Raw genomic sequence first — 17,983 nt, 5'->3', positions numbered from 1 at the left:
GGCGGCTGCGGCCGCACCCCTGCGCACCGATGCACTGAAGATGCCAAACCCGTCCCCTGCCGCCGGCGCCGAAAGCGCGCCGGTCGACCTTGAAACCCGCGCCGACCAGACCGAGCACGAAGCCCTGCGGCTGTGGTTGCGGCTGTTGACCTGCACCACCCTGATCGAGGGCGATATCCGTTCGCGGCTGCGCCAGGATTTTGCCTGCACCCTGCCGCGCTTCGACCTGATGGCACAGCTCGACCGCCACCCTGAAGGCCTGAAGATGGGCGAGCTGTCGCGCCGCATGATGGTGACAGGTGGCAACGTCACCGGCATCACCGACCAGCTGCAGCAGGAAGGCCTGGTCTCGCGCGAGGCCCTGCCCACTGACCGCCGTGCCTACCTGATCCGCCTGACCCCGGCCGGGCGCGCCGCGTTCTCGCGCATGGCGCGCGCGCATGAGGACTGGATCGAGCAACTGTTCTCCGGCCTGGCCGAGACCGACCGGCGCGCCCTGTTCCGACTGCTTGGCCGGCTCAAGACCGGCCTGATCTCGCCATGAAGACCCTGCTCTACCTTGTCCTGTGCGGCCTGCTGCCGGCGCTGGCCGCCTGCAGCAGCACGCCGCCGCCGCCGCAGGTCACGCCGGTGAACGCCACCATCAAGCTTGGCCGCGTCACCGAGAAGACGTTCCTGACCCGCCTGGACGTGGCCCAGGTGCCCCCGTACTACGGCGGCGGCACCAGCGTCGGCGTGGGCGCCGCGGGTGGCGGCGGGGGTGGCGGGGTGGGCGTGGGCTTTGCCTTCGACCTGAGCCGGCTGTTCAGCAAGCCCGCACCGGTGCAGCAGGTCGACCTGTTCCAGTACAAGGTGCGAACTATGGACGGCGCGATCGTATCGGCCAACGCGCCGGCGGCGCCGGGGCTGGAGCCTGGCGCGTGCGTGCGGGTGATCTACCCCGACGGCAGCCAGGAAGCCCGCCTGGCGCCATCGAACGAGTGCTGAGCCGCCGCAACGCGGCCTGAAAGCACAACGGCCTCCACTCGGGAGGCCGTTGTCGTTTGCAGCGGCTGCCGCTCAGGCGGCCTTGCGGCTGTCGCGCAGTTCGCGGCGCAGGATCTTGCCGACGTTGGTCTTGGGCAGCTCGGTGCGGAACTCGACGTACTTGGGCCGCTTGTAGCCGGTCAGGCGTTCCTTGCAGAACTCGATCACATCGGCCTCGGTCAGCCCCGGATCCTTCTTCACCACGAACAGCTTGACCACCTCGCCCGAGTGCGTGTCGGGGACGCCCACGGCCGCCACTTCCAGCACGCCCGGGCACTCGGCGACCACGCCTTCGACCTCGTTCGGATACACGTTGAAGCCCGACACCAGGATCATGTCCTTCTTGCGGTCGACGATCTTGGTGTAGCCGCGCTCGTCCATCACCCCGATGTCGCCGGTCTTGAAGAAGCCGTCCGGGGTCATGACCTTGGCGGTCTCGTCCGGGCGGTTCCAGTAGCCGGCCATCACCTGCGGGCCGCGGATGCAGATCTCGCCCGGCTGGCCGAGCGGCACGTCCTTGCCGTCGTCGTCGCGGATCACCACTTCGGTCGAGGGCAGCGGCATGCCGATGGTGCCGGAGAACACGTTGGTGTCGGTCGGGTTGCAGGTGGCCGAGGGCGAGGTCTCGGACAGGCCGTAGCCTTCGATGATCGGGCAGCCGGTCTTGGCCAGCCACTGCTTGGCCACCGCCTCCTGCACCGCCATGCCGCCGCCGTTGGCCACGCGCAGGCCGGAGAAATCGACCTTGCTGATTTCCGGGTTGTTGAGCAGCGCGTTGTACAGCGTGTTGACCGCTGGGAACATGTTGAACCTGTACTTCTGCAGTTCCTTGATGAAGCCCGGGATGTCGCGCGGATTCGGGATCAGCACGCTGGTGCCGCCGCTGCGCATGCCCAGCAGGCAGCAGACCGTCAGCGCGAAGATGTGGTACAGCGGCAGCGCGGTGATGGTGATGGGCTGGTCGATATGGGCGCCCTTGTCCAGCGCCGGCTGCATCCACGCCTCGGACTGCAGCACGTTGGCCACCACGTTACGGTGCAGCAGCACCGCGCCCTTGGATACACCGGTGGTGCCGCCCGTGTACTGCAGGAAGGCAACGTCCTCCGGCCCCGTGGTGGCCGGCTGCAGCGTCAGCTTGCGCCCTTCGGCCAGCACGCTGTTGAAGCGCACGCAGTTGGGCAGCTCCCACGCCGGCACCATCTTCTTGACGTTGCGCACCACGAAATTGACGATCGCGCCCTTCAGGCCGCCGAGCATGTCACCCATGCTGGCCACCACCACATGCTTGACCGGGGTCTTGGCCAGCACCTGCTGCAGCGTCGAGGCAAAGTTCTCCAGGATCACGATGGCCTCGGCGCCGCTGTCCTTGAGCTGGTGCTCGAGTTCGCGCGGAGTGTAGAGCGGGTTGACGTTGACCACCACGAAACCCGCGCGCAGCACCGCCGCCAGCACCACCGGGTACTGCAGCACGTTCGGCATCATGATCGCCACGCGTGCGCCGGGGCGCAGCCCGCGCGACTGCAGCCACGCGGCAAAGTGGGCCGAGAGCTGGTCCAGTTCGCCGTAGGTGATGGCCTTGTCCATGCAGATGAAGGCCTTGCGGTCGGCATAGGTGCGGAAAGACGCCTCGAGCAGCGCGGCAAGCGAGCGGAACTGGCTGGCATCGATCTCGGCGGGAACGCCGGCCGGGTAGTGTTTCAGCCAAATTCTTTCCATAGCACCGTCTCCTGAATTTCTGAATGGTCGTTCGATTTTGCCGAGATGCTAAACGTGCGCCCCGGTTAAAACAACAACTTAGACGAAGTCCTCGGGGTCACCGGACAGCCCTTGGTGCCCCTGACGGGCATTATGCGCCACCGATCGGGCGCAAGTAGCGGGATAACCCCTAGTGAGGCAAATCCGCACTCACCCGCCGCTGGGCAGCGCCAGCTTCATCATGCTGGCGGCAAGCTCCTGCGCCAGTGTCTCCGGGTCCATGCGCCCGGGTTCATGCCAGGTGTACAGGAAGCCCACCACGCTGCCGATCGCATGCGCCGTCACGCGCGCGTCGCCGAAGGCGAACACGCCATCGCGCCTGCCCTCTTCCAGCAGCGCATAGAGGTCGCGATAGAAGTCCCGCGCCATGCTGTCGAGCCACGCCACGGTGTCGGGGCGCAGGTACTGGTTGTCGCGAAAGCTCAGCGTGGCCGGCACATGGCAGGCAACGCAGCGCCGCGCCATCTCGAGCAGGCAGGCCTGCAGGCGCTCGCGCACCGGCAGCGCCGGGTCCGCGGTCTCGCGGATCACGGGCAGGCAGGTCTGGGCCGACTCGCGGCACAGGATGTCGAAGATCTCGTACTTGTCAGCAAAGTAGTAGTAGACCGCCGGCTTGGTCACGCCCAGCGCGCGGCACAGGTCGTTCATGGTCATGCCGGGATAGCCCTTGCTGTAGAAGAGCTGCGCGGCGGTATCCAGGATCTGGCGGCGGCGGGCCTCCTGGCGCTCGGCGATATGCGGGCGGGCCGGCTGCGGCTCTGGCGGTGCGCTCAACGGCGGCTTCAGCGGTGCGGATCTGGGTGCAATCGACATGATGCAATTCTCGCACGGCGGGACGCGGCAGCTTAGTTGGCCGCCGTCTTGCCGCCCGCGGTCAGCGTGCCGGTGCGCGTGGCCGGCGGCGCCAGCCGCTGCAGCGCGGCCTCGCGCTCGGCGGCGGGCAGCGCGCCGATACGGGCGGCCTCGTCATAGAACCGCTGCCAGTCGCCGTTGCACCGCGCCAGCAACGCGGTGAAGGCCGGCACCCACTGCTGGTAGGTGGCCACCGCGGCCAGATGGGCGTTGGTCAGCGGCTGGTCGAACCAGCGGTCATAGCCGCTGAAGCCGCCCCACTCCGTGCGCAGCCGCGCGTACTCGGTGCGCAGGTCGGCGAAGATTCTGGCCTTGCCCTCGCGCTTGGCGTCATCATCGAGCGGGGTCTGGTACAGCGCCACCAGCCGGTCGCGCGTGCCCAGCAACAGCGCGCGGAACTGCTGGCGCCGGGCATCGTACTGCCGATAGCTGGCGCGCGCGTCCTCCGACGCATCCTCGGACAGCCAGCGCTCCACGCCCGCGGCTTCCACTGCGGTGGCGAAGGACTCGTTGAAGGCGGTGTCGTTGCGCACGTACACCACCTGGTGCGCCAACTCGTGGAAGATCAGCCGCGCCAGTTCGCCCTCGGGCAGGTAGACGAAGGTATTGAGCAGCGGGTCGTCGAAATAGCCCAGCGTCGAATAGGCGGGGATGCCGGCCACGTACGTCTCCAGCCCGTCGCGGCGCAATCCCTGCGCATACTGCTCGGCATCGGACTGGGCGTAGTAGCCGCGGTAGCTGATGCAGCCGACGATGGGGAAGCACCACTTGCGCAGCTCCATCGACAGCTCGGGCGTGGCGAACACGCTCCACACCACATAGGGCCGGTGCAGGTTGGCGTAGCGGCGGTAGCTCCCGTTCTCGGGCAGCTTCAGTTCGCGCGAGGCAAAGTCGCGCATGCGGCCGGCCAGCGCCAGCCGCTGCGCCAGGCGCGCATCGTTGGCGTCGCGCGCGCTGGCGATGGCGTCGGTCAGCGGCTGTGCCTGGGCCATCACGCCCAGGTGGCCGCCGATCGACTGCGCGTAGTAGCCGACGGCCTCGCACCCGGCCGTCACCAGGACCACCGCGGTGAGGCCGGTCGCCGCCAGGAGTGCCGCCCAGCGCCGGCGGCCAGGCTGCGGCGTCATGCAGGCAGGACTGCCCCTTGCGTGCAGGCCTCGACCTGCACCAGGCAGTCATAGAACACCGGCGCGCGGCCCAGGTCGGTCAGGCGCTGGCTGGTCAGCTCGTTGGCGTTCTTGCCGTCCGAAGCCAGCTTCTTCCACCAGATCGACAGGCCCACCACCAGCCCGCGCCGGGCGCGGTCGGTGACGCGGGCGCGCGCCACCATGCTGCCGCGGTCGTTGAAGACGCGCACCATGGCGCCGTGCACGATGCCGCGCTCGGCGGCGTCGGCCGGGTGGATGTCCAGGTGCGGCTCGCCCTCGGTGGCGCGCAGGCTGTCGACGTTGACGAAGGAGCTGTTGAGGAAGTTGCGCGCCGGCGGCGAGATCATCGCCAGCGGATAGCGCGCCGCCAGCTCGGGCGCGGTCAGCGGCGCCTCGTACTGCGGCACGTAGTCAGGCAGCGGGTCGAAGCCATCGCGCGCCATCGGCTCCGAATAGAACTGGCACTTGCCCGATGCGGTCGGGAAGCCACCCTCGGCGAACGGCGCCGCCGGCAGCGCCAGCTTCTGCCAGCCCTGCTCCTTCAATGATTCCCAGCTGATGCCGGCCGCGCGCGCATCGCCCGGAATGATGGCCTGCGCGGCGATGGCCTCGTCGCTGTCGGCAAAGCATGCCTCGGTGAAGCCCAGGCGCTGCGCCAGCCGGCGGAAGATCTCGGTATTGGGCAGGGCCTCGCCCATCGGCGCGATGGCGGCGTTGTTGGCCAGGAAATAGGTATGGCCGTAGGCCTTGTGCACGTCGGTGTGCTCAAGCTGCGTGGTCGCCGGCAGCAGGATGTCGGCATAGTCGGCGGTGTCGGTGCGGAAATGCTCCAGCACCACCGTGAACAGGTCCTCGCGCGCAAAGCCCGCGGCGACCTTGCCGGATTCCGGCGCCACCGCGACCGGGTTGCTGTTGTAGACCACCACGGCCTCGATGCGCGGCGCGCCGGGTGCCGGCTCGGCCAGCAGCGCGTCGCCGATGGTGCTCATGTTGACGATGCGCGGCAGCGTCTGCGGCCAGCCAGGCAGCAGGTCGGGGCGCTGCAGCGCGGCTTCGTCGATCGGGAAGAAGCCCGAGGTCGACAGCTGCAGCCCGCCCGCGGGCTGGCGCCAGGCGCCCACCAGCGACGGCAGGCACGCCACCGCGCGCACCGCCTGGCCGCCGCCGTGCACGCGCTGCATGCCGTAGTTCAGGCGGATTGCCACCGGCTGGCGCTCGCGCACCGCCAGCTGGCCGTAGAGGCCGGCCAGCCATTCGATGTCCTCGGCCGGGATGCCGCAGATTTCGGCCGCGCGTGCCGGAGTGTAGGCCTGCGCGCGCTCGCGCAGCGCCTCGAAGCCGACGGTGTGGCGTTCGATGTAGTCGTGGTCGAGCAGGTCGTCGCGGATCAGCACATGGATCAGCGCCAGCGCCAGCGCGCCGTCGGTGCCGGGCATCGGGGCGATGTGGCGGTGGCACTTCTCGGCGCTCAGCGAGCGGTACGGATCGATCGCCACCAGCGTGGCGCCGCGCCGCTTGGCTTCCTGCGCGCGGGTCCAGAAATGCAGGTTGGAAGCAATCGGGTTGCCGCCCCAGATGATCACCAGCCTGGCATCGACCACGTGCTCCATGTCCATGCCCACGCTGGCGCCGTAGGTGTAGCGCAGCGCGGTGGCGCCGGCGCTGGCGCAGATGGTGCGGTCCAGCCGCGACGCGCCCAGCTTGTTGAAGAAGCGCGCGGCCATGCTCTCGCCCTGCACCAGCCCCATGGTGCCGGCATAGCTGTACGGCACGATCGCCTGCGGATCGCGCGCCGCAATCGCCTGCAGGCGCGTGGCGATGGTGTCCAGCGCCTCCTCCCAGGAGATCGGCGCGAACTTGCCTTCGCCCTTCCTGCCGATGCGCTTCATCGGCGTCAGCAGCCGGTCCGGGTGGTAGGTGCGCTCGGTGTAGCGCGACACCTTGGTGCACAGCACGCCCTGCGTGCCGGGATGGTCGGGATCGCCCGCTACCTTGACGGCACGGCCGTCCTCGACGGTAACGAGCAAGGCACAAGTGTCGGGGCAGTCATGCGGACAGGCGGCGCGGACGATGCGGGAAGCCATGGGGTCTCCGGGCGGGGTGTGTTGTTTTCGTTCGGTCGTACGGAACTGGAGATGCCGGCGCAGGCGGCGGGTTGCGGCGCCCGAGCCGCGCCGGCGGGCGGCGCTTTCCCGGCCGTGCGGGGTGATGGCGGGGAGTATCTCGATCCGATTGTATTCGATTATGATGTGCCGGCGCGCTGCCGGCACAGACCAGTACGCGCACCATGCCGCACGACGTGAGCAATTCGCCGGCGAGAGACCGGCTGACGCGGCCAACGGGTAACCGAACCACATTTCGCGGGGGGTTTATGTCTTTCCGATCGGGGGTCAATGGCCGGCTTGCCGGCCTGCTGGTGGCGTGCGCCATCGGCACGGGTGGCGCATCCTGCGCTGCCTTCGCAGCCAACACGGCGGGCACCGCCGACACATCCGAAAACGGCGTCACTGCCGACACCATCCTGCTGGGCCAGTCCGCCGCCCTGACCGGCCCGACCGCCGTGCTCGGCAAGCAGATGAACTCGGGCGCGCGGCTGTATTTCGACCACATCAACCAGCAGGGCGGCATCTACGGCCGCAAGATCCGGCTGGAGGCGCTGGACGACTACTACGAGCCCGAGCCCGCCGCCAGGAACACAAAGAAGCTGATCGAGGAAGACCGCGTCTTCGCCCTCTTCGGCTATGTCGGCACGCCCACCAGCCAGGCCGCGCTGCCGCTGGCAACCCAGGCCAAGGTGCCGTTCTTCGGCCCGTACACCGGGGCGCAGTCGCTGCGCGAGCCGCGCAGCCGCTACGTCTTCCACGTGCGCGCCGGCTACAACGAGGAAACCGCGGCCATCCTGCGCCAGATCCAGACCACCGGCCTCAGGCGCGTGGCCGTGGTCTACAACGAGGACGCCTACGGCAAGGCCGGACTGGAAGGTCTGGAGCGCGCGCTCAAGGCCGCGCCCGACAGCGGCGTACAGATCGTCGCGCGCGAGCCCGTGATCCGCAATACCACGGAAATCGGCGACGCCATACAGGGCTCGATGAAGACCAGGCCCGACGCCGTGGTGATGATCAGCGCCTACCGCACCGCCGGCGCCTTCGTGAAGGAAGCGCTGCGCCGCGGCTACAACGGCCAGTTCTACAACGTCTCCTTCGTCGGCACGCAGGCGCTGGCCAACGAGGTCGGCGCGCAGGGCAGCGGCGTGATCATCTCGCAGGTGATGCCGCACCCGGGCAACGCCACGCTGCCGATCGTGCGGGAGTACCTGCGCATGCTGCAGGCCGCCGGCAAGCCCAGCGAATTCGACTACGCCAGCATCGAAGGCTTTATCGCCGCCAAGGCCTTCACCGAAGGCCTGCGCCGCGCCGGCAAGGACCTGACGCGCGAGAAGCTGGTGACCGCGCTGGAGTCAATGCGCAGCTATGACCTCGGCGGGTTTATCGTCAACTTCACGCCGGAGAACCACGTGGGCTCGAAATTCGTGGAGATGACGATCATCAATTCGAAGGGCCAGGTGATCCGCTGAGACTCCGGGTTTTCTCCTCCCTGCGCGAGGGAGGAGAAAACCAGGCCCTACTCCATGTCGTTCAGGTGACACGCCGAGAATCGCATCGGCGCAATCTCCTTCAGCAGCGGCTGCTCTTCCCGGCAACGCGGCATCGCATGCGGGCAGCGCGGGTGGAAATGGCAGCCCGGCGGCGGGTTCAGCGGCGACGGGATCTCGCCGCGGATCGCGACATAGGTCTTGCGGGCCACCTCCAGCTTGGGCGCCTCGGCCAGCAGTGCCTGGGTATAGGGATGGTTGGGCGCGGCGAACACGTCTTCGGTCGGCGCGGATTCGACCACCCGCCCCAGGTACATGATCACCACGCGGTCGCTGATGTGCTTGACCACGCCCAGGTCGTGGCTGATGAACAGGTAGGTCAGGTTCAGGTCTTCGCGCAGGCGCATGAACAGGTTCAGCACCTGGGCCTGGATCGACACGTCCAGCGCCGCCACCGACTCGTCGCACACCAGGAACTCGGGCTTCACCGCCAGCGCCCGGGCAATGCCGATGCGCGCGCGCTGCCCTCCGGAGAACTGGTGCGGAAAGCGCCGCAGCACGGTCGGGTCCATGCCCACGCGCACCAGCATGTCTTCCACATAGCCCTTCTGCGCGCCGCGCTCGACCATGCCGTGCACCACCGGCGCCTCGCCGACGATATCCAGCACGCGCAGCCGCGGATTGAGCGAGGCATACGGGTCCTGGAAGATCATCTGGATCGCCAGCTGCTTCTCGCGGCGCTTGTCGGGCGGCAGGTGGTCGAGGTTGGTGCCGCGCCAGAAACGCTCGCCCTCGGTCAGTGAGTGCAGGCCTACAGCCATGCGGCCCAGCGTGGACTTGCCGCAGCCGGACTCGCCCACCAGGCCCACCACCTCACCGGCACGGATGCTCAGGTCGACGCGGTCGACCGCGTGCACCACCTCGTCATGCGCATGGGCGCCGAACAGGTTGGCGATGCGCGCCGCGGCGTCGAGCGACTTGACGAAGCGCTTGGACACGCCGCGCAGCTCCAAGATCGGCGCGCTCGGCGTGGCCCCCTCTTCAGCGGCAGGATTCGTCATCGGTCGGGATTGCAGTTCAGTTGCGCTCATGCCGCCTCCTGGTTGGCCAGCACCGGATGGAAGCAGCGCAGGCGGCGGCCGTCGGCGGCGGTCTCCAGCGGCGGCTCGGTCTTGCAGGCAGCGGTGGCGTAGGGGCAGCGCTCACGGAAGGCACAGCCGCCCGGCAGGTTCAGCAGCGACGGCGTCATGCCCGGGATCTGCCGCAGCGGCGCGCCGCGCGGATTGCGCGACGGCGCCGAGCTGATCAGCCCGTGGGTGTACGGGTGCTCAGGGTGCTCCAGCACCTGGCGCACGTCGCCGGCCTCGACGATCTTGCCGGCGTACATCACGCACACGGTATCGGCCAGCCCCGCCACCACCGACAGGTCGTGCGTGATCCAGATCAGCGCCGTGCCCGATTCGCGGCACAGGGTCTGCATCTCGTACAGGATCTGGCCCTGGATGGTGACGTCCAGCGCGGTGGTCGGTTCGTCGGCAATGATCAGGTCGGGCTTGTTCAGCAGCGCGATCGCGATCGCCACGCGCTGGCGCATGCCGCCCGAGAACTGGTGCGGATAGGCCTGCAGGCGCTCGTCCGGCGACGGGATGCCGACCCGCGCCAGCGCATTGCGCGCGCGTTCGCGCGCCACCGCCTTGCCCACCTTCTCATGGGCCAGCACCGCCTCGATCATCTGCGTGTCGATGCGCAGGACCGGGTTCAGCGTCATCATCGGGTCCTGGAAGATCATCGCGATGCGGTTGCCGCGCACGTCGCGCTGCTGCGCCGGCGTGAGCGCGCGCAGGTCGCGGGTGATGCCGTCGCGGCTGGTCAGCGCGATGCGGCCGTCGACGATCTTCCCGGGCGGGTCGATCAGGCCCATGATCGAATACCCGGTCATGGACTTGCCCGAGCCGGACTCGCCCACCAGCCCCATGATCTCGCCGCGGCCCACGGTGAAGGACACGTCGTCGACGGCCTTGGCGATGCCGCCGCGCGTGTGGAATTGCGTCTTCAGGTGTTCAACCACCAACGTCGGTTGTGCCATGTTCCGCTCCTGGTTATTGCGTCTGCAGGCGCGGGTTGAGGACATCGCGCAGCTGGTCGGCCACCAGGTTCATCGCCACGATGGTGACCACCAGCGCGATGCCCGGGAAGAAGCTGATCCAGTACTTGCCCGACAGCATGTACTGCTGGCCGTTGGAGATCAGCGAGCCCAGCGAGGGCTCGGTGACCGGCACGCCCAGCCCGAGGAAGGACAGCGTCGCTTCCAGCGTGATGGCCGAAGCCACCTGCAGCGCCGCGATCACGATCAGCGGCGGCAGGCAGTTGGGCAGCAGGTGGCGGAACATGATGCGCATCGGCGGCAGGCCCAGGCAGGTGGCGGCCTCGATATATTCCTTGCGCCGCTCCACCAGCGCGGCGCTGCGCGTGGTGCGGGCGTAGTAGGCCCACTGCACCGCCACCAGCGCAATCACGATATTGCCCAGGCCCGGGCGCAGGAAAGCCAGCAGGATCAGCGCCAGCAGGATCGGCGGGAACGACAGCTGCAGGTCGGCCACGCGCATGATGACGGCCTCGGTGCGCCCGCCCAGGAAGCCGGCCAGCAGGCCGAGCGTGGCCCCCAGCAGCAGCGCGATCACGGTGCTGACCACGCCTACGCCGATGCTGATGCGCAGACCGTACATCACCGCCGACAGGATGTCGCGGCCCTGCTCGTCCGAACCCAGCAGGAAGGTCATGCCGTTGCCGGCCTGCTCGCCCGGCGCCAGGCGCGCGTCGAGCACGTCCAGCGTCGCCAGGTCATAGGGGTTCTGCGGCGCCAGCCACGGCGCGAAGATGGCGATCAGGATGATGATGACCAGCGTGGCCAGTCCGGCCACGGCAATCTTGCTGGAGAAGAACTCCGCGGCAAAGCGCCGCCACGGCGATTGTTCGCGCGCCGCGGCGGGCGGCGGCGTCTTGTCCTCTTGTTCGGCAGATACGGCACTCATGGCTCAGCCCTTGTTGTCGGCAATGCGCACGCGCGGATCGAGCATGCTGTAGATGATGTCCACCACCAGGTTGATCAGGATAAACAGCGTCACGATCACCATCAGGTAGGCGACGATCACCGGCCGGTCCAGCAACTGGATCGAGTCGATGATGAGCTTGCCCATGCCGGGCCAAGCGAAGATGGTCTCGGTCACGATCGCAAAGGCGATGATCGAGCCGAACTGCAGCGCGATCACCGTGACAATCGGGATCAGGATGTTCTTCAGCACATGCACGCCGACGATGCGCGTGTTCGACAGGCCCTTGGCGCGCGCGAACTTGACGTAGTCCTGCATCATCGCCTCCTGCGTGCCGGCGCGCGTGAGCCGGATCACCATGGCGATATTCAAGAGCGACAGCGTCACCGCCGGCAAGATCAGGTGGCGGATGCCGTCGGCGGTCAGGAAGCTGAGCGGGATGCCGAGCACGCGCACGGTCTCGCCGCGTCCGTTGGAGGGCAGCCAGCCGAGCTGCACCGCGAACACCATGATCAGCATCAGCCCGACCCAGAAGGTGGGCAGCGAGAAGCCCAGGATCGATACCGCCATGATCGACTTGCCGGCGATGCCCTTGGGCCGCAGCCCGGCCCACAGGCCCAGCGGGATGCCAAGCACGATCGCCAGCAGGATCGCGCAGACGGCCAGCTCCATGGTGGCGGGCATGCGCTCGAAGATCAGCTTGAGCGCTGGCGTGCCGTGCGCGAACGAGGTGCCCAGGTTACCTTGCAGCGCATTCTGCAGGAACACCCAGTACTGCTCCCACAGCGGCTTGTCCAGGCCCAGCGCCGCGATGGTGCGCTTGATGTCCTCCTGGTCGGCCTGCGGGTTGATCAGGATGTCGACGGGATTGCCGATGGCAAAGACGCCGAGGAAAACCAGCAGCGACATGACGAAGAGCACGACCACGCTCTGCATCAGGCGCCGGATGATAAAGACCAGCATAATCGAACCACTATCCTTTCGCGCGCGAATGCACGCCACGCCCGGGCCGCGCCGTGGCGCTTCCCGGGTGTGGCGCGGCAGCCATGCGCGGCACCGCAAACTCGGCCAGCAGACAATCCGCGGGCCGAGGCTCCTGTCTGAGCTGACCGGAGCTTACTGGGGCTTGAAGTTGTGCGCGTAGGTGCGCTCGTCGGTACGCGGCACGTAGACGATGCCCTTTTGCGTGGCCCAGGTGGTCACCTGCTGGTGGATCGGGACGATACCGCCATCGTTGATCGCGATTGCGGTGGCCTCCTGCAGCAGCTTGGAGCGCTCCTTGTCATCCACGGTGGACAGCGCCTTCTCCAGCACCACGTCCATCTTGGGGTTGCAGTACTCGCCCCAGTTGGTGGTGCCGAAACCCTTCTTGCTGTCCTCGCACGCCAGCAGCGCGCGCAGCGGCGAGCTGACCTCGCCGGTCTGCGCGCCCCAGCCCAGCAGCCCGAACGACCACTCGTGCTTGATGCCCTTGGACGAGTACGTCGCCATCGGCATGCCTTCGACCTTGGTGGCGATGCCGATGCGGGTCAGGTTCTGCGCAATCGTCTGCGCGATCTTCTCGTCGTTGACGTAGCGGTTGTTGGGCGTATGCAGCGTCACGCCGAAGCCGTTCGGGAAGCCGGCATCGGCCAGCAGCTTCTTGGCGGCCTCGGGATCGTACTTGACCGTCTTCAGGTTGGGGTTGTAGCCGAACAGCGTCGGCGGCACCAGGTTGTTGGTCGGCTCGGACAGGCCTTCCATCAGGCGGTCCTTGATGCCCTGCCGGTTGATCGCCATGCTGATGGCATTGCGCACGCGCGCGTCCTTCAGCGGGTTCTTGTCCAGCGGTGCGCCTTCCTTGGTGGTGACGTAGGGCGACTTGTCGCGCTTGGCATCGAAATACAGGTAGATCACGCGGTGCGAGATCTTGGAGAAGAACGACAGCTTGGGATCCTGGCGCACCTTCGGCAGGTCAGGCGTGGGCACGTTCTCGATGGCCTGCACGTCGCCCGACAGTAGCGCCGCCAGGCGCGTCGCCGGATTGGGGATGAAGCGCAGGGTGACCTTGTCCCAGGCCGGCTTGGCGCCCCAGTAGTCGTTGTTGCGCACCAGCTCGACCCGGTCGTCGCGGGCGTAGCTGACGAACTTGAACGGCCCGGTGCCGACCATGCCCTTGCCCTGCGCGAAGTCATCCGAGCTCAGCCCCTGCGTGGCCTTCTTCTGCACGATGAAGATCGACGTGAGGTCGTTCAGCATCAGCGGATAGGGCTGGTTGGTGGTCAGCTGGATGGTGTATTTGTCGATGATCTTCTTGTTGACGATCGCCTTGGTGTAGACATCGAACTTGCCCGGGCTGTTCTGGATGGTGGCCGGGCGGTCCAGCGACCAGATCACGTCTTCCGCGGTCAGCTCGGAGCCGTCGTGGAACTTCACGCCCTTGCGGATCTTGAATTCCCAGGTGAGGTTGTTGACCAGCTTCCACGACTCGGCGAGGCCCGGGATGATGCGGCTGTCCGGGTCCATCTTGGTCAGCGAGTCAAAGATATGCTCGGAAACATTGATGTTGGAGAACAGGTTGTAGAAGTGCGGATCCATCGAGGTTGGCGGCGAACTCATGGCCAGTTTGAGGTCCGCGGCCTGGGCGGTGCCGGCAAGCGCCAGGCCAAGGGCCCCGGCTACCGCCACCACACCAATTGCCTTCTTGAAAGTGCGAAGGGACATCGCGCAATTCTCCCTGTAGGAAGTGAAGCAGACGTTTTAGGATCGGCAATGCGCCGCGGGTCACGCGGCGGCGCTGCGTTTTGGTGCGGTTTGGGGTGCGCTTGCGCATCACAAAGCGACGAAATTGCCGGCCGGGCACTTCAAGCATGAACTGTTCCAGCAGTGCGCATGTCGCGGCAATGCGGGGAAACCCACCCGCGCTGGCATATTGCACTGCGCCAACCGGGCAAGCGCGCAGGAAATCGCCGCATTTTGGCGCTTTGCGGAGAGGCATCGTATGATCGGGGTATCCAACGCTAACGCCCCTAACGTCCAGGGCAGCCAGGCATCATGAAGCTCATTCCCGAAATCCTGCAGGCACAAGCCGAAATCCGTGCGATCCGGCGCGACATCCACGCCCACCCGGAACTCTGCTTCGAAGAACAGCGCACCGCCGACGTGGTCGCGCAGAATCTGGAATCGTGGGGCATCGAAGTTCATCGCGGCCTGGGCACCACCGGCCTGGTGGGCGTGATCCGCAACGGCAACAGCCCGCGCACCATCGGGCTGCGCGCCGACATGGACGCGCTGCCGCTGCAGGAAGCGAACACCTTTGATCACCGCTCGCAGCACTCCGGCAAGATGCACGCCTGCGGCCACGACGGCCACACCGCCATGCTGCTCGGCGCGGCGCGCTACCTGGCGCAGCACAAGCCCTTCGACGGCTCCGTGCACCTGATCTTCCAGCCGGCCGAGGAAGGCGGCGGCGGCGCCCGTGAAATGATCAAGGACGGCCTGTTCGAGCGCTTTCCGTGCGACGCGGTGTTCGGCGTGCACAACTGGCCGGGCATGCCGGTCGGCACGTTCGGCACGCGCGCAGGCCCGCTGATGGCATCGAGCAACGAGTTCCGCATCGTGGTGCGCGGCAAGGGTGCGCATGCGGCCATGCCCAACAATGGCAACGACCCGGTCTTCACCGCGGCGCAGATCGTGTCGGCGCTGCAGGGCATCATCACGCGCAACAAGCGCCCGATCGATACCGCGGTGATCTCGGTCACGCAGTTCCACGCCGGCGACGCCACAAATATCGTGCCGGACCAGGCCTGGATCGGCGGCACGGTGCGCACGTTCACGGTGCCGGTGCTGGACCTGATCGAACGGCGCATGGAAGAAGTGGCGCGCGCGGTGGCGGCGGCGTTCGACTGCACCATCGAGTACGAATTCCACCGCAACTATCCGCCGACCGTCAACAGCGAGGCTGAGACCGGCTTTGCCACCGAGGTCGCCGCCGAACTGGTCGGGCCGGACAACGTCGACAGCAATGTCGAGCCCACCATGGGCGCCGAGGATTTCTCGTTCATGCTGCAGCACAAGCCCGGCTGCTACCTGTTCCTGGGCAACGGCGACGGCGGCCATCGCGACGCTGGCCATGGCATCGGGCCCTGCATGCTGCACAACCCGAGCTACGATTTCAACGACGAACTGCTGCCGGTCGGCTCGACGTTCTTCGTGCGGCTGGTGGAAAAGTGGCTGGCGCCTGCGTGACGTTACGTACCTGAGCACAGCACAACGATAACAAGAGGGGAGCATCCGGATGGGCCGCCTGGCGCTGGATCGCGAAACAGCGCGCAGCTTCGCGCGCGTGGCGCTGGACAATATCCTGCGCCGCTATCCATACAAGCTGGACCACATGATGGCCAGCGCCGGTGACCTGGCCGAACCGGCGGCCTGGCATCCGGTCTTCTGCGGCAGCTACGACTGGCACTCCAGCGTGCACATGCACTGGTTGCTGGTGCGGCTGCTGGCGCTGTCGCCGGACTTGGAGGAGGCGCCGCGCATCCGCGCAACGCTGGATGCCCAGCTGCGCCCAGAGCACATCGCGGTCGAACTGGCCTACTTCCAGCGGCCCCATTCGCGCACCTTCGAGCGCCCCTATGGCTGGGGCTGGATGCTGAAACTGCAGGCGGAGTTGCTGGTGCTGGCGCGGCAGGACGCCCAGGCAGCCACCTGGGCCGAGGCGTGCGCGCCGCTGGCATCGCACCTGTCACGGCAACTGGCGGATTTCCTGGATGCAGCGGTTTTCCCGGTGCGCACCGGCACCCATTACAACAGCGCCTTCGCCCTGGTGATGGCCATGGCCTATGCACGCACGCACCAGGACCTCACCTTGCGGCGCGCCATCGTGCGGCGGGCCCACCGCTGGTTCGGACATGATCAGAAATACCCGGCGCGGTATGAGCCCGGCGGCGATGAATTCCTGTCCGGCGGGCTGACCGAAGCCGTGCTGATGCACGCCGTGATGGACGGCTGCGCGTTTTCAGAATGGTGGGAGTTGTTCGTGCCGGGGCAGGTGGAACTGGCCAACTGGCTGACGCCGGTCGAAGTGACCAATCGCAGCGATCCCAAGACCTCGCACCTGGACGGACTCAATCTGTCTCGCGCCTGGTGCTGGCGCATGCTGGAGCCCGCCCTGCCCGACCCGCTGCGGCCGCTGGCCATCCGGGCCTGGTCGGACCATCTCGAAGCGTCGCTGCCGCAGGCGGTCGAGGGCGAGTATGTGTCGACGCACTGGCTGGCCTCGTTCGCGGTGCTCGCGCTGGCCGAGCCGATCGGCGGCTGACGGCGCCGTCAGCGTCCTTCAGTCCAGCGCGATGTCGCCGTACCAGGACTCGGCCTTGCTCTTGGTGTTGTCGGTATCGGTCATGATGCCCACGGCGATGACCCGGCCGGGGTCTGTCCCGAAGGCCTTGCGGTAGTCGGCGCGCAGGTCGCGCTCATGGCAACGCCACTCATTGGCGTGCTTCATGCCGCTATCCACCACGATCATGCGCACCCTGTCAGTGTGCGGATTTTTCACCACTGAGCCTTCCGCGCGCCGTCCGCCCCAGATATACATCAGCGTGGCGTAGGGCATTTCGCGGCCGGTGGTCAGCCGCGCCATCTCGTACATCAGCTGGTCTTTCAAGGACAATACACCCTTGTCGCCGTCGAAGGCGACAAACAGGCGCAACGGCGAATCCTCGCGCGGGCCGTGGCTGTTGTCAGCGTTGCGGATAATGCCGCTGGTCTTCCAGGTCCAGCGCAGCATGCCGGCATCGCGATCGCGCAGCGGGACATACAGGCCGGAGGCTGAGCTCTCGGCCTGCGCATGGACGACCACGCGCTGGTCGACCTCTACCATCGAATAACGGGTGGGCGTCTTGTTGCGGTTGATGGTCCACGGCTGCCAGCCGACCGGCAACTGGCCGCGATGCGGTGAGACCGAGAACAACGGCAGCGTGGCCAGGGTCGGCGGCGGCGCGGCATCGGCGACTTCGCCGTCGTCACCCGCCTCGGCTTCCGCCGCACTGGTGTTGGCGGCAGCCAGCGGGTCGGGCGACGACACCGCAGGCAGCGCCGGGTCCGTCTGCGCTGCCACGTACGCGGTCATGCGCCTGGCGAACGTCTGGCAATCGATCGCGGAAGTGCCTGCCGTATTGGCCGTGTCATCCGAATGAACCGCGGAAACAGGGGGAGTGGATGCGCATCCTGCCAGCAGCAGCGCGCCGGCGGCGCCAGTCAAAACCAGCCGAAACACCTTGGCCGTCATGTAACCCCTCGAAACCCGAATCCGGACCTGCTCTGTTGGCAAGGGTCCGGCTATTGCCCACTACTTGCTGCAAACACATGTTGCAACCGCCTTCGTGCCGCATGTGGGCACTTGGGTGTCGACCATAGCAGAAGGCGCGCAGTCCCGGAATGCTCGGCGACCCGCGTTGCGGCATGAAAACAACGAGGACGCGCATGCCTGCGCCGGCCACGGCATTTTCGCCGCGCCAAAGCAAAAACCCCCAGCCTTTTGGGGCTGGGGGTTCTGCGGTATAAGAGCCTGGCGATGA

15 protein-coding genes are annotated in these 17,983 nt (G+C 67.2%); 5 read left to right on the top strand and 10 right to left on the bottom strand.

The window, feature by feature from the left end; all coding sequences use genetic code 11:
• Nucleotides 1-40 precede the first annotated feature (40 nt).
• Entirely contained in the window at nt 41-544 is a 504-nt protein-coding gene (locus AC3WL8_RS15880; protein WP_013958086.1) for a MarR family winged helix-turn-helix transcriptional regulator, read from the top strand.
• The gene (locus AC3WL8_RS15875) at nt 541-987 is read left to right on the top strand and encodes a hypothetical protein (protein WP_211980328.1); all 447 of its coding nucleotides are present in this window, start codon (nt 541-543) and stop codon (nt 985-987) included. Before AC3WL8_RS15880 ends, AC3WL8_RS15875 begins: the two co-directional genes overlap by 4 nt.
• 72 nt (nt 988-1,059) lie before the next feature.
• Here the strand turns inward: AC3WL8_RS15875 and AC3WL8_RS15870 are convergent, their stop codons facing one another.
• The 4 genes from AC3WL8_RS15870 to AC3WL8_RS15855 all read right to left on the bottom strand — a co-directional run bounded on the left by AC3WL8_RS15870 (nt 1,060) and on the right by AC3WL8_RS15855 (nt 6,865).
• Nucleotides 1,060-2,742, bottom strand: a complete 1,683-nt coding sequence (locus tag AC3WL8_RS15870) for a long-chain fatty acid--CoA ligase (RefSeq protein WP_211980329.1) — start codon at nt 2,740-2,742, stop codon at nt 1,060-1,062.
• A gap of 189 nt (nt 2,743-2,931) precedes the next feature.
• On the bottom strand, nt 2,932-3,594 hold the full coding sequence (locus AC3WL8_RS15865; protein ID WP_492378428.1) for a TetR/AcrR family transcriptional regulator: 663 nt from the start codon (nt 3,592-3,594) through the stop codon (nt 2,932-2,934).
• 32 nt (nt 3,595-3,626) lie between these two features.
• On the bottom strand, nt 3,627-4,760 hold the full coding sequence (locus tag AC3WL8_RS15860; protein WP_013958090.1) for an aminopeptidase: 1,134 nt from the start codon (nt 4,758-4,760) through the stop codon (nt 3,627-3,629).
• Complete coding sequence (locus tag AC3WL8_RS15855) at nt 4,757-6,865, bottom strand: molybdopterin-containing oxidoreductase family protein (RefSeq protein ID WP_211980331.1); 2,109 nt, start codon at nt 6,863-6,865, stop codon at nt 4,757-4,759. The genes AC3WL8_RS15860 and AC3WL8_RS15855 overlap by 4 nt, the downstream gene beginning before the upstream one ends.
• Before the next feature lie 287 nt (nt 6,866-7,152).
• Here AC3WL8_RS15855 and AC3WL8_RS15850 point away from each other — a divergent pair, with 287 nt between their 5' ends.
• Nucleotides 7,153-8,355, top strand: a complete 1,203-nt coding sequence (locus tag AC3WL8_RS15850) for an ABC transporter substrate-binding protein (RefSeq protein WP_211980332.1) — start codon at nt 7,153-7,155, stop codon at nt 8,353-8,355.
• A 47-nt stretch (nt 8,356-8,402) separates the two neighbouring features.
• On the opposite strand, the gene AC3WL8_RS15845 is transcribed toward AC3WL8_RS15850, so the two are convergent.
• The 5 genes from AC3WL8_RS15845 to AC3WL8_RS15825 form a co-directional block, all read right to left on the bottom strand.
• Nucleotides 8,403-9,434 (bottom strand): ABC transporter ATP-binding protein, encoded by a 1,032-nt coding sequence (locus tag AC3WL8_RS15845; RefSeq protein WP_167540182.1) that lies wholly within the window; start codon nt 9,432-9,434, stop codon nt 8,403-8,405.
• Nucleotides 9,435-9,460: 26 nt separating this feature from the next.
• Nucleotides 9,461-10,459, bottom strand: coding sequence for an ABC transporter ATP-binding protein (locus AC3WL8_RS15840; protein ID WP_013958094.1), 999 nt, complete (start codon nt 10,457-10,459; stop codon nt 9,461-9,463).
• A 13-nt stretch (nt 10,460-10,472) separates the two neighbouring features.
• Nucleotides 10,473-11,405, bottom strand: coding sequence for an ABC transporter permease (locus tag AC3WL8_RS15835; protein ID WP_013958095.1), 933 nt, complete (start codon nt 11,403-11,405; stop codon nt 10,473-10,475).
• A gap of 3 nt (nt 11,406-11,408) precedes the next feature.
• Nucleotides 11,409-12,386, bottom strand: coding sequence for an ABC transporter permease (locus tag AC3WL8_RS15830; RefSeq protein ID WP_492378427.1), 978 nt, complete (start codon nt 12,384-12,386; stop codon nt 11,409-11,411).
• Between the two features lie 153 nt (nt 12,387-12,539).
• The gene (locus tag AC3WL8_RS15825; RefSeq protein ID WP_013958097.1) at nt 12,540-14,126 is read right to left on the bottom strand and encodes an ABC transporter substrate-binding protein; all 1,587 of its coding nucleotides are present in this window, start codon (nt 14,124-14,126) and stop codon (nt 12,540-12,542) included.
• Nucleotides 14,127-14,456: 330 nt separating this feature from the next.
• Between AC3WL8_RS15825 and AC3WL8_RS15820 the strand changes: the two genes are divergently transcribed.
• Nucleotides 14,457-15,650, top strand: a complete 1,194-nt coding sequence (locus AC3WL8_RS15820) for a M20 aminoacylase family protein (RefSeq protein WP_013958098.1) — start codon at nt 14,457-14,459, stop codon at nt 15,648-15,650.
• Between the two features lie 49 nt (nt 15,651-15,699).
• Entirely contained in the window at nt 15,700-16,725 is a 1,026-nt protein-coding gene (locus AC3WL8_RS15815) for a DUF2891 domain-containing protein (RefSeq protein ID WP_013958099.1), read from the top strand.
• Nucleotides 16,726-16,743: 18 nt separating this feature from the next.
• On the opposite strand, the gene AC3WL8_RS15810 is transcribed toward AC3WL8_RS15815, so the two are convergent.
• A complete protein-coding gene (locus tag AC3WL8_RS15810) occupies nt 16,744-17,694 on the bottom strand; it encodes a DUF3047 domain-containing protein (RefSeq protein ID WP_492378426.1) in 951 nt (316 codons plus the stop codon).
• Nucleotides 17,695-17,983: the final 289 nt, after the last annotated feature.

This window comes from Cupriavidus sp. FW305-F7 (assembly GCF_058782875.1).
Note: the sequence above shows the minus strand (reverse complement) of the source record. Positions and strands in the feature narration are given on the sequence as shown.

Excerpts from the sequence above, each read along its gene's own strand:
- AC3WL8_RS15860 (WP_013958090.1), bottom strand. The coding sequence starts at position 4,760 with ATGACGCCGCAGCCTGGCCGCCGGCGCTGGGCGGCACTCCTGGCGGCG.
- AC3WL8_RS15825 (WP_013958097.1), bottom strand. The coding sequence starts at position 14,126 with ATGTCCCTTCGCACTTTCAAGAAGGCAATTGGTGTGGTGGCGGTAGCC.
- AC3WL8_RS15810 (WP_492378426.1), bottom strand. The coding sequence starts at position 17,694 with ATGACGGCCAAGGTGTTTCGGCTGGTTTTGACTGGCGCCGCCGGCGCG.
- AC3WL8_RS15835 (WP_013958095.1), bottom strand. The coding sequence starts at position 11,405 with ATGAGTGCCGTATCTGCCGAACAAGAGGACAAGACGCCGCCGCCCGCC.
- AC3WL8_RS15845 (WP_167540182.1), bottom strand. The coding sequence starts at position 9,434 with ATGACGAATCCTGCCGCTGAAGAGGGGGCCACGCCGAGCGCGCCGATC.
- AC3WL8_RS15850 (WP_211980332.1), top strand. The coding sequence starts at position 7,153 with ATGTCTTTCCGATCGGGGGTCAATGGCCGGCTTGCCGGCCTGCTGGTG.
- AC3WL8_RS15815 (WP_013958099.1), top strand. The coding sequence starts at position 15,700 with ATGGGCCGCCTGGCGCTGGATCGCGAAACAGCGCGCAGCTTCGCGCGC.
- AC3WL8_RS15880 (WP_013958086.1), top strand. The coding sequence starts at position 41 with ATGCCAAACCCGTCCCCTGCCGCCGGCGCCGAAAGCGCGCCGGTCGAC.
- AC3WL8_RS15875 (WP_211980328.1), top strand. The coding sequence starts at position 541 with ATGAAGACCCTGCTCTACCTTGTCCTGTGCGGCCTGCTGCCGGCGCTG.
- AC3WL8_RS15830 (WP_492378427.1), bottom strand. The coding sequence starts at position 12,386 with ATGCTGGTCTTTATCATCCGGCGCCTGATGCAGAGCGTGGTCGTGCTC.
- AC3WL8_RS15855 (WP_211980331.1), bottom strand. The coding sequence starts at position 6,865 with ATGGCTTCCCGCATCGTCCGCGCCGCCTGTCCGCATGACTGCCCCGAC.
- AC3WL8_RS15840 (WP_013958094.1), bottom strand. The coding sequence starts at position 10,459 with ATGGCACAACCGACGTTGGTGGTTGAACACCTGAAGACGCAATTCCAC.
- AC3WL8_RS15820 (WP_013958098.1), top strand. The coding sequence starts at position 14,457 with ATGAAGCTCATTCCCGAAATCCTGCAGGCACAAGCCGAAATCCGTGCG.
- AC3WL8_RS15865 (WP_492378428.1), bottom strand. The coding sequence starts at position 3,594 with ATGTCGATTGCACCCAGATCCGCACCGCTGAAGCCGCCGTTGAGCGCA.
- AC3WL8_RS15870 (WP_211980329.1), bottom strand. The coding sequence starts at position 2,742 with ATGGAAAGAATTTGGCTGAAACACTACCCGGCCGGCGTTCCCGCCGAG.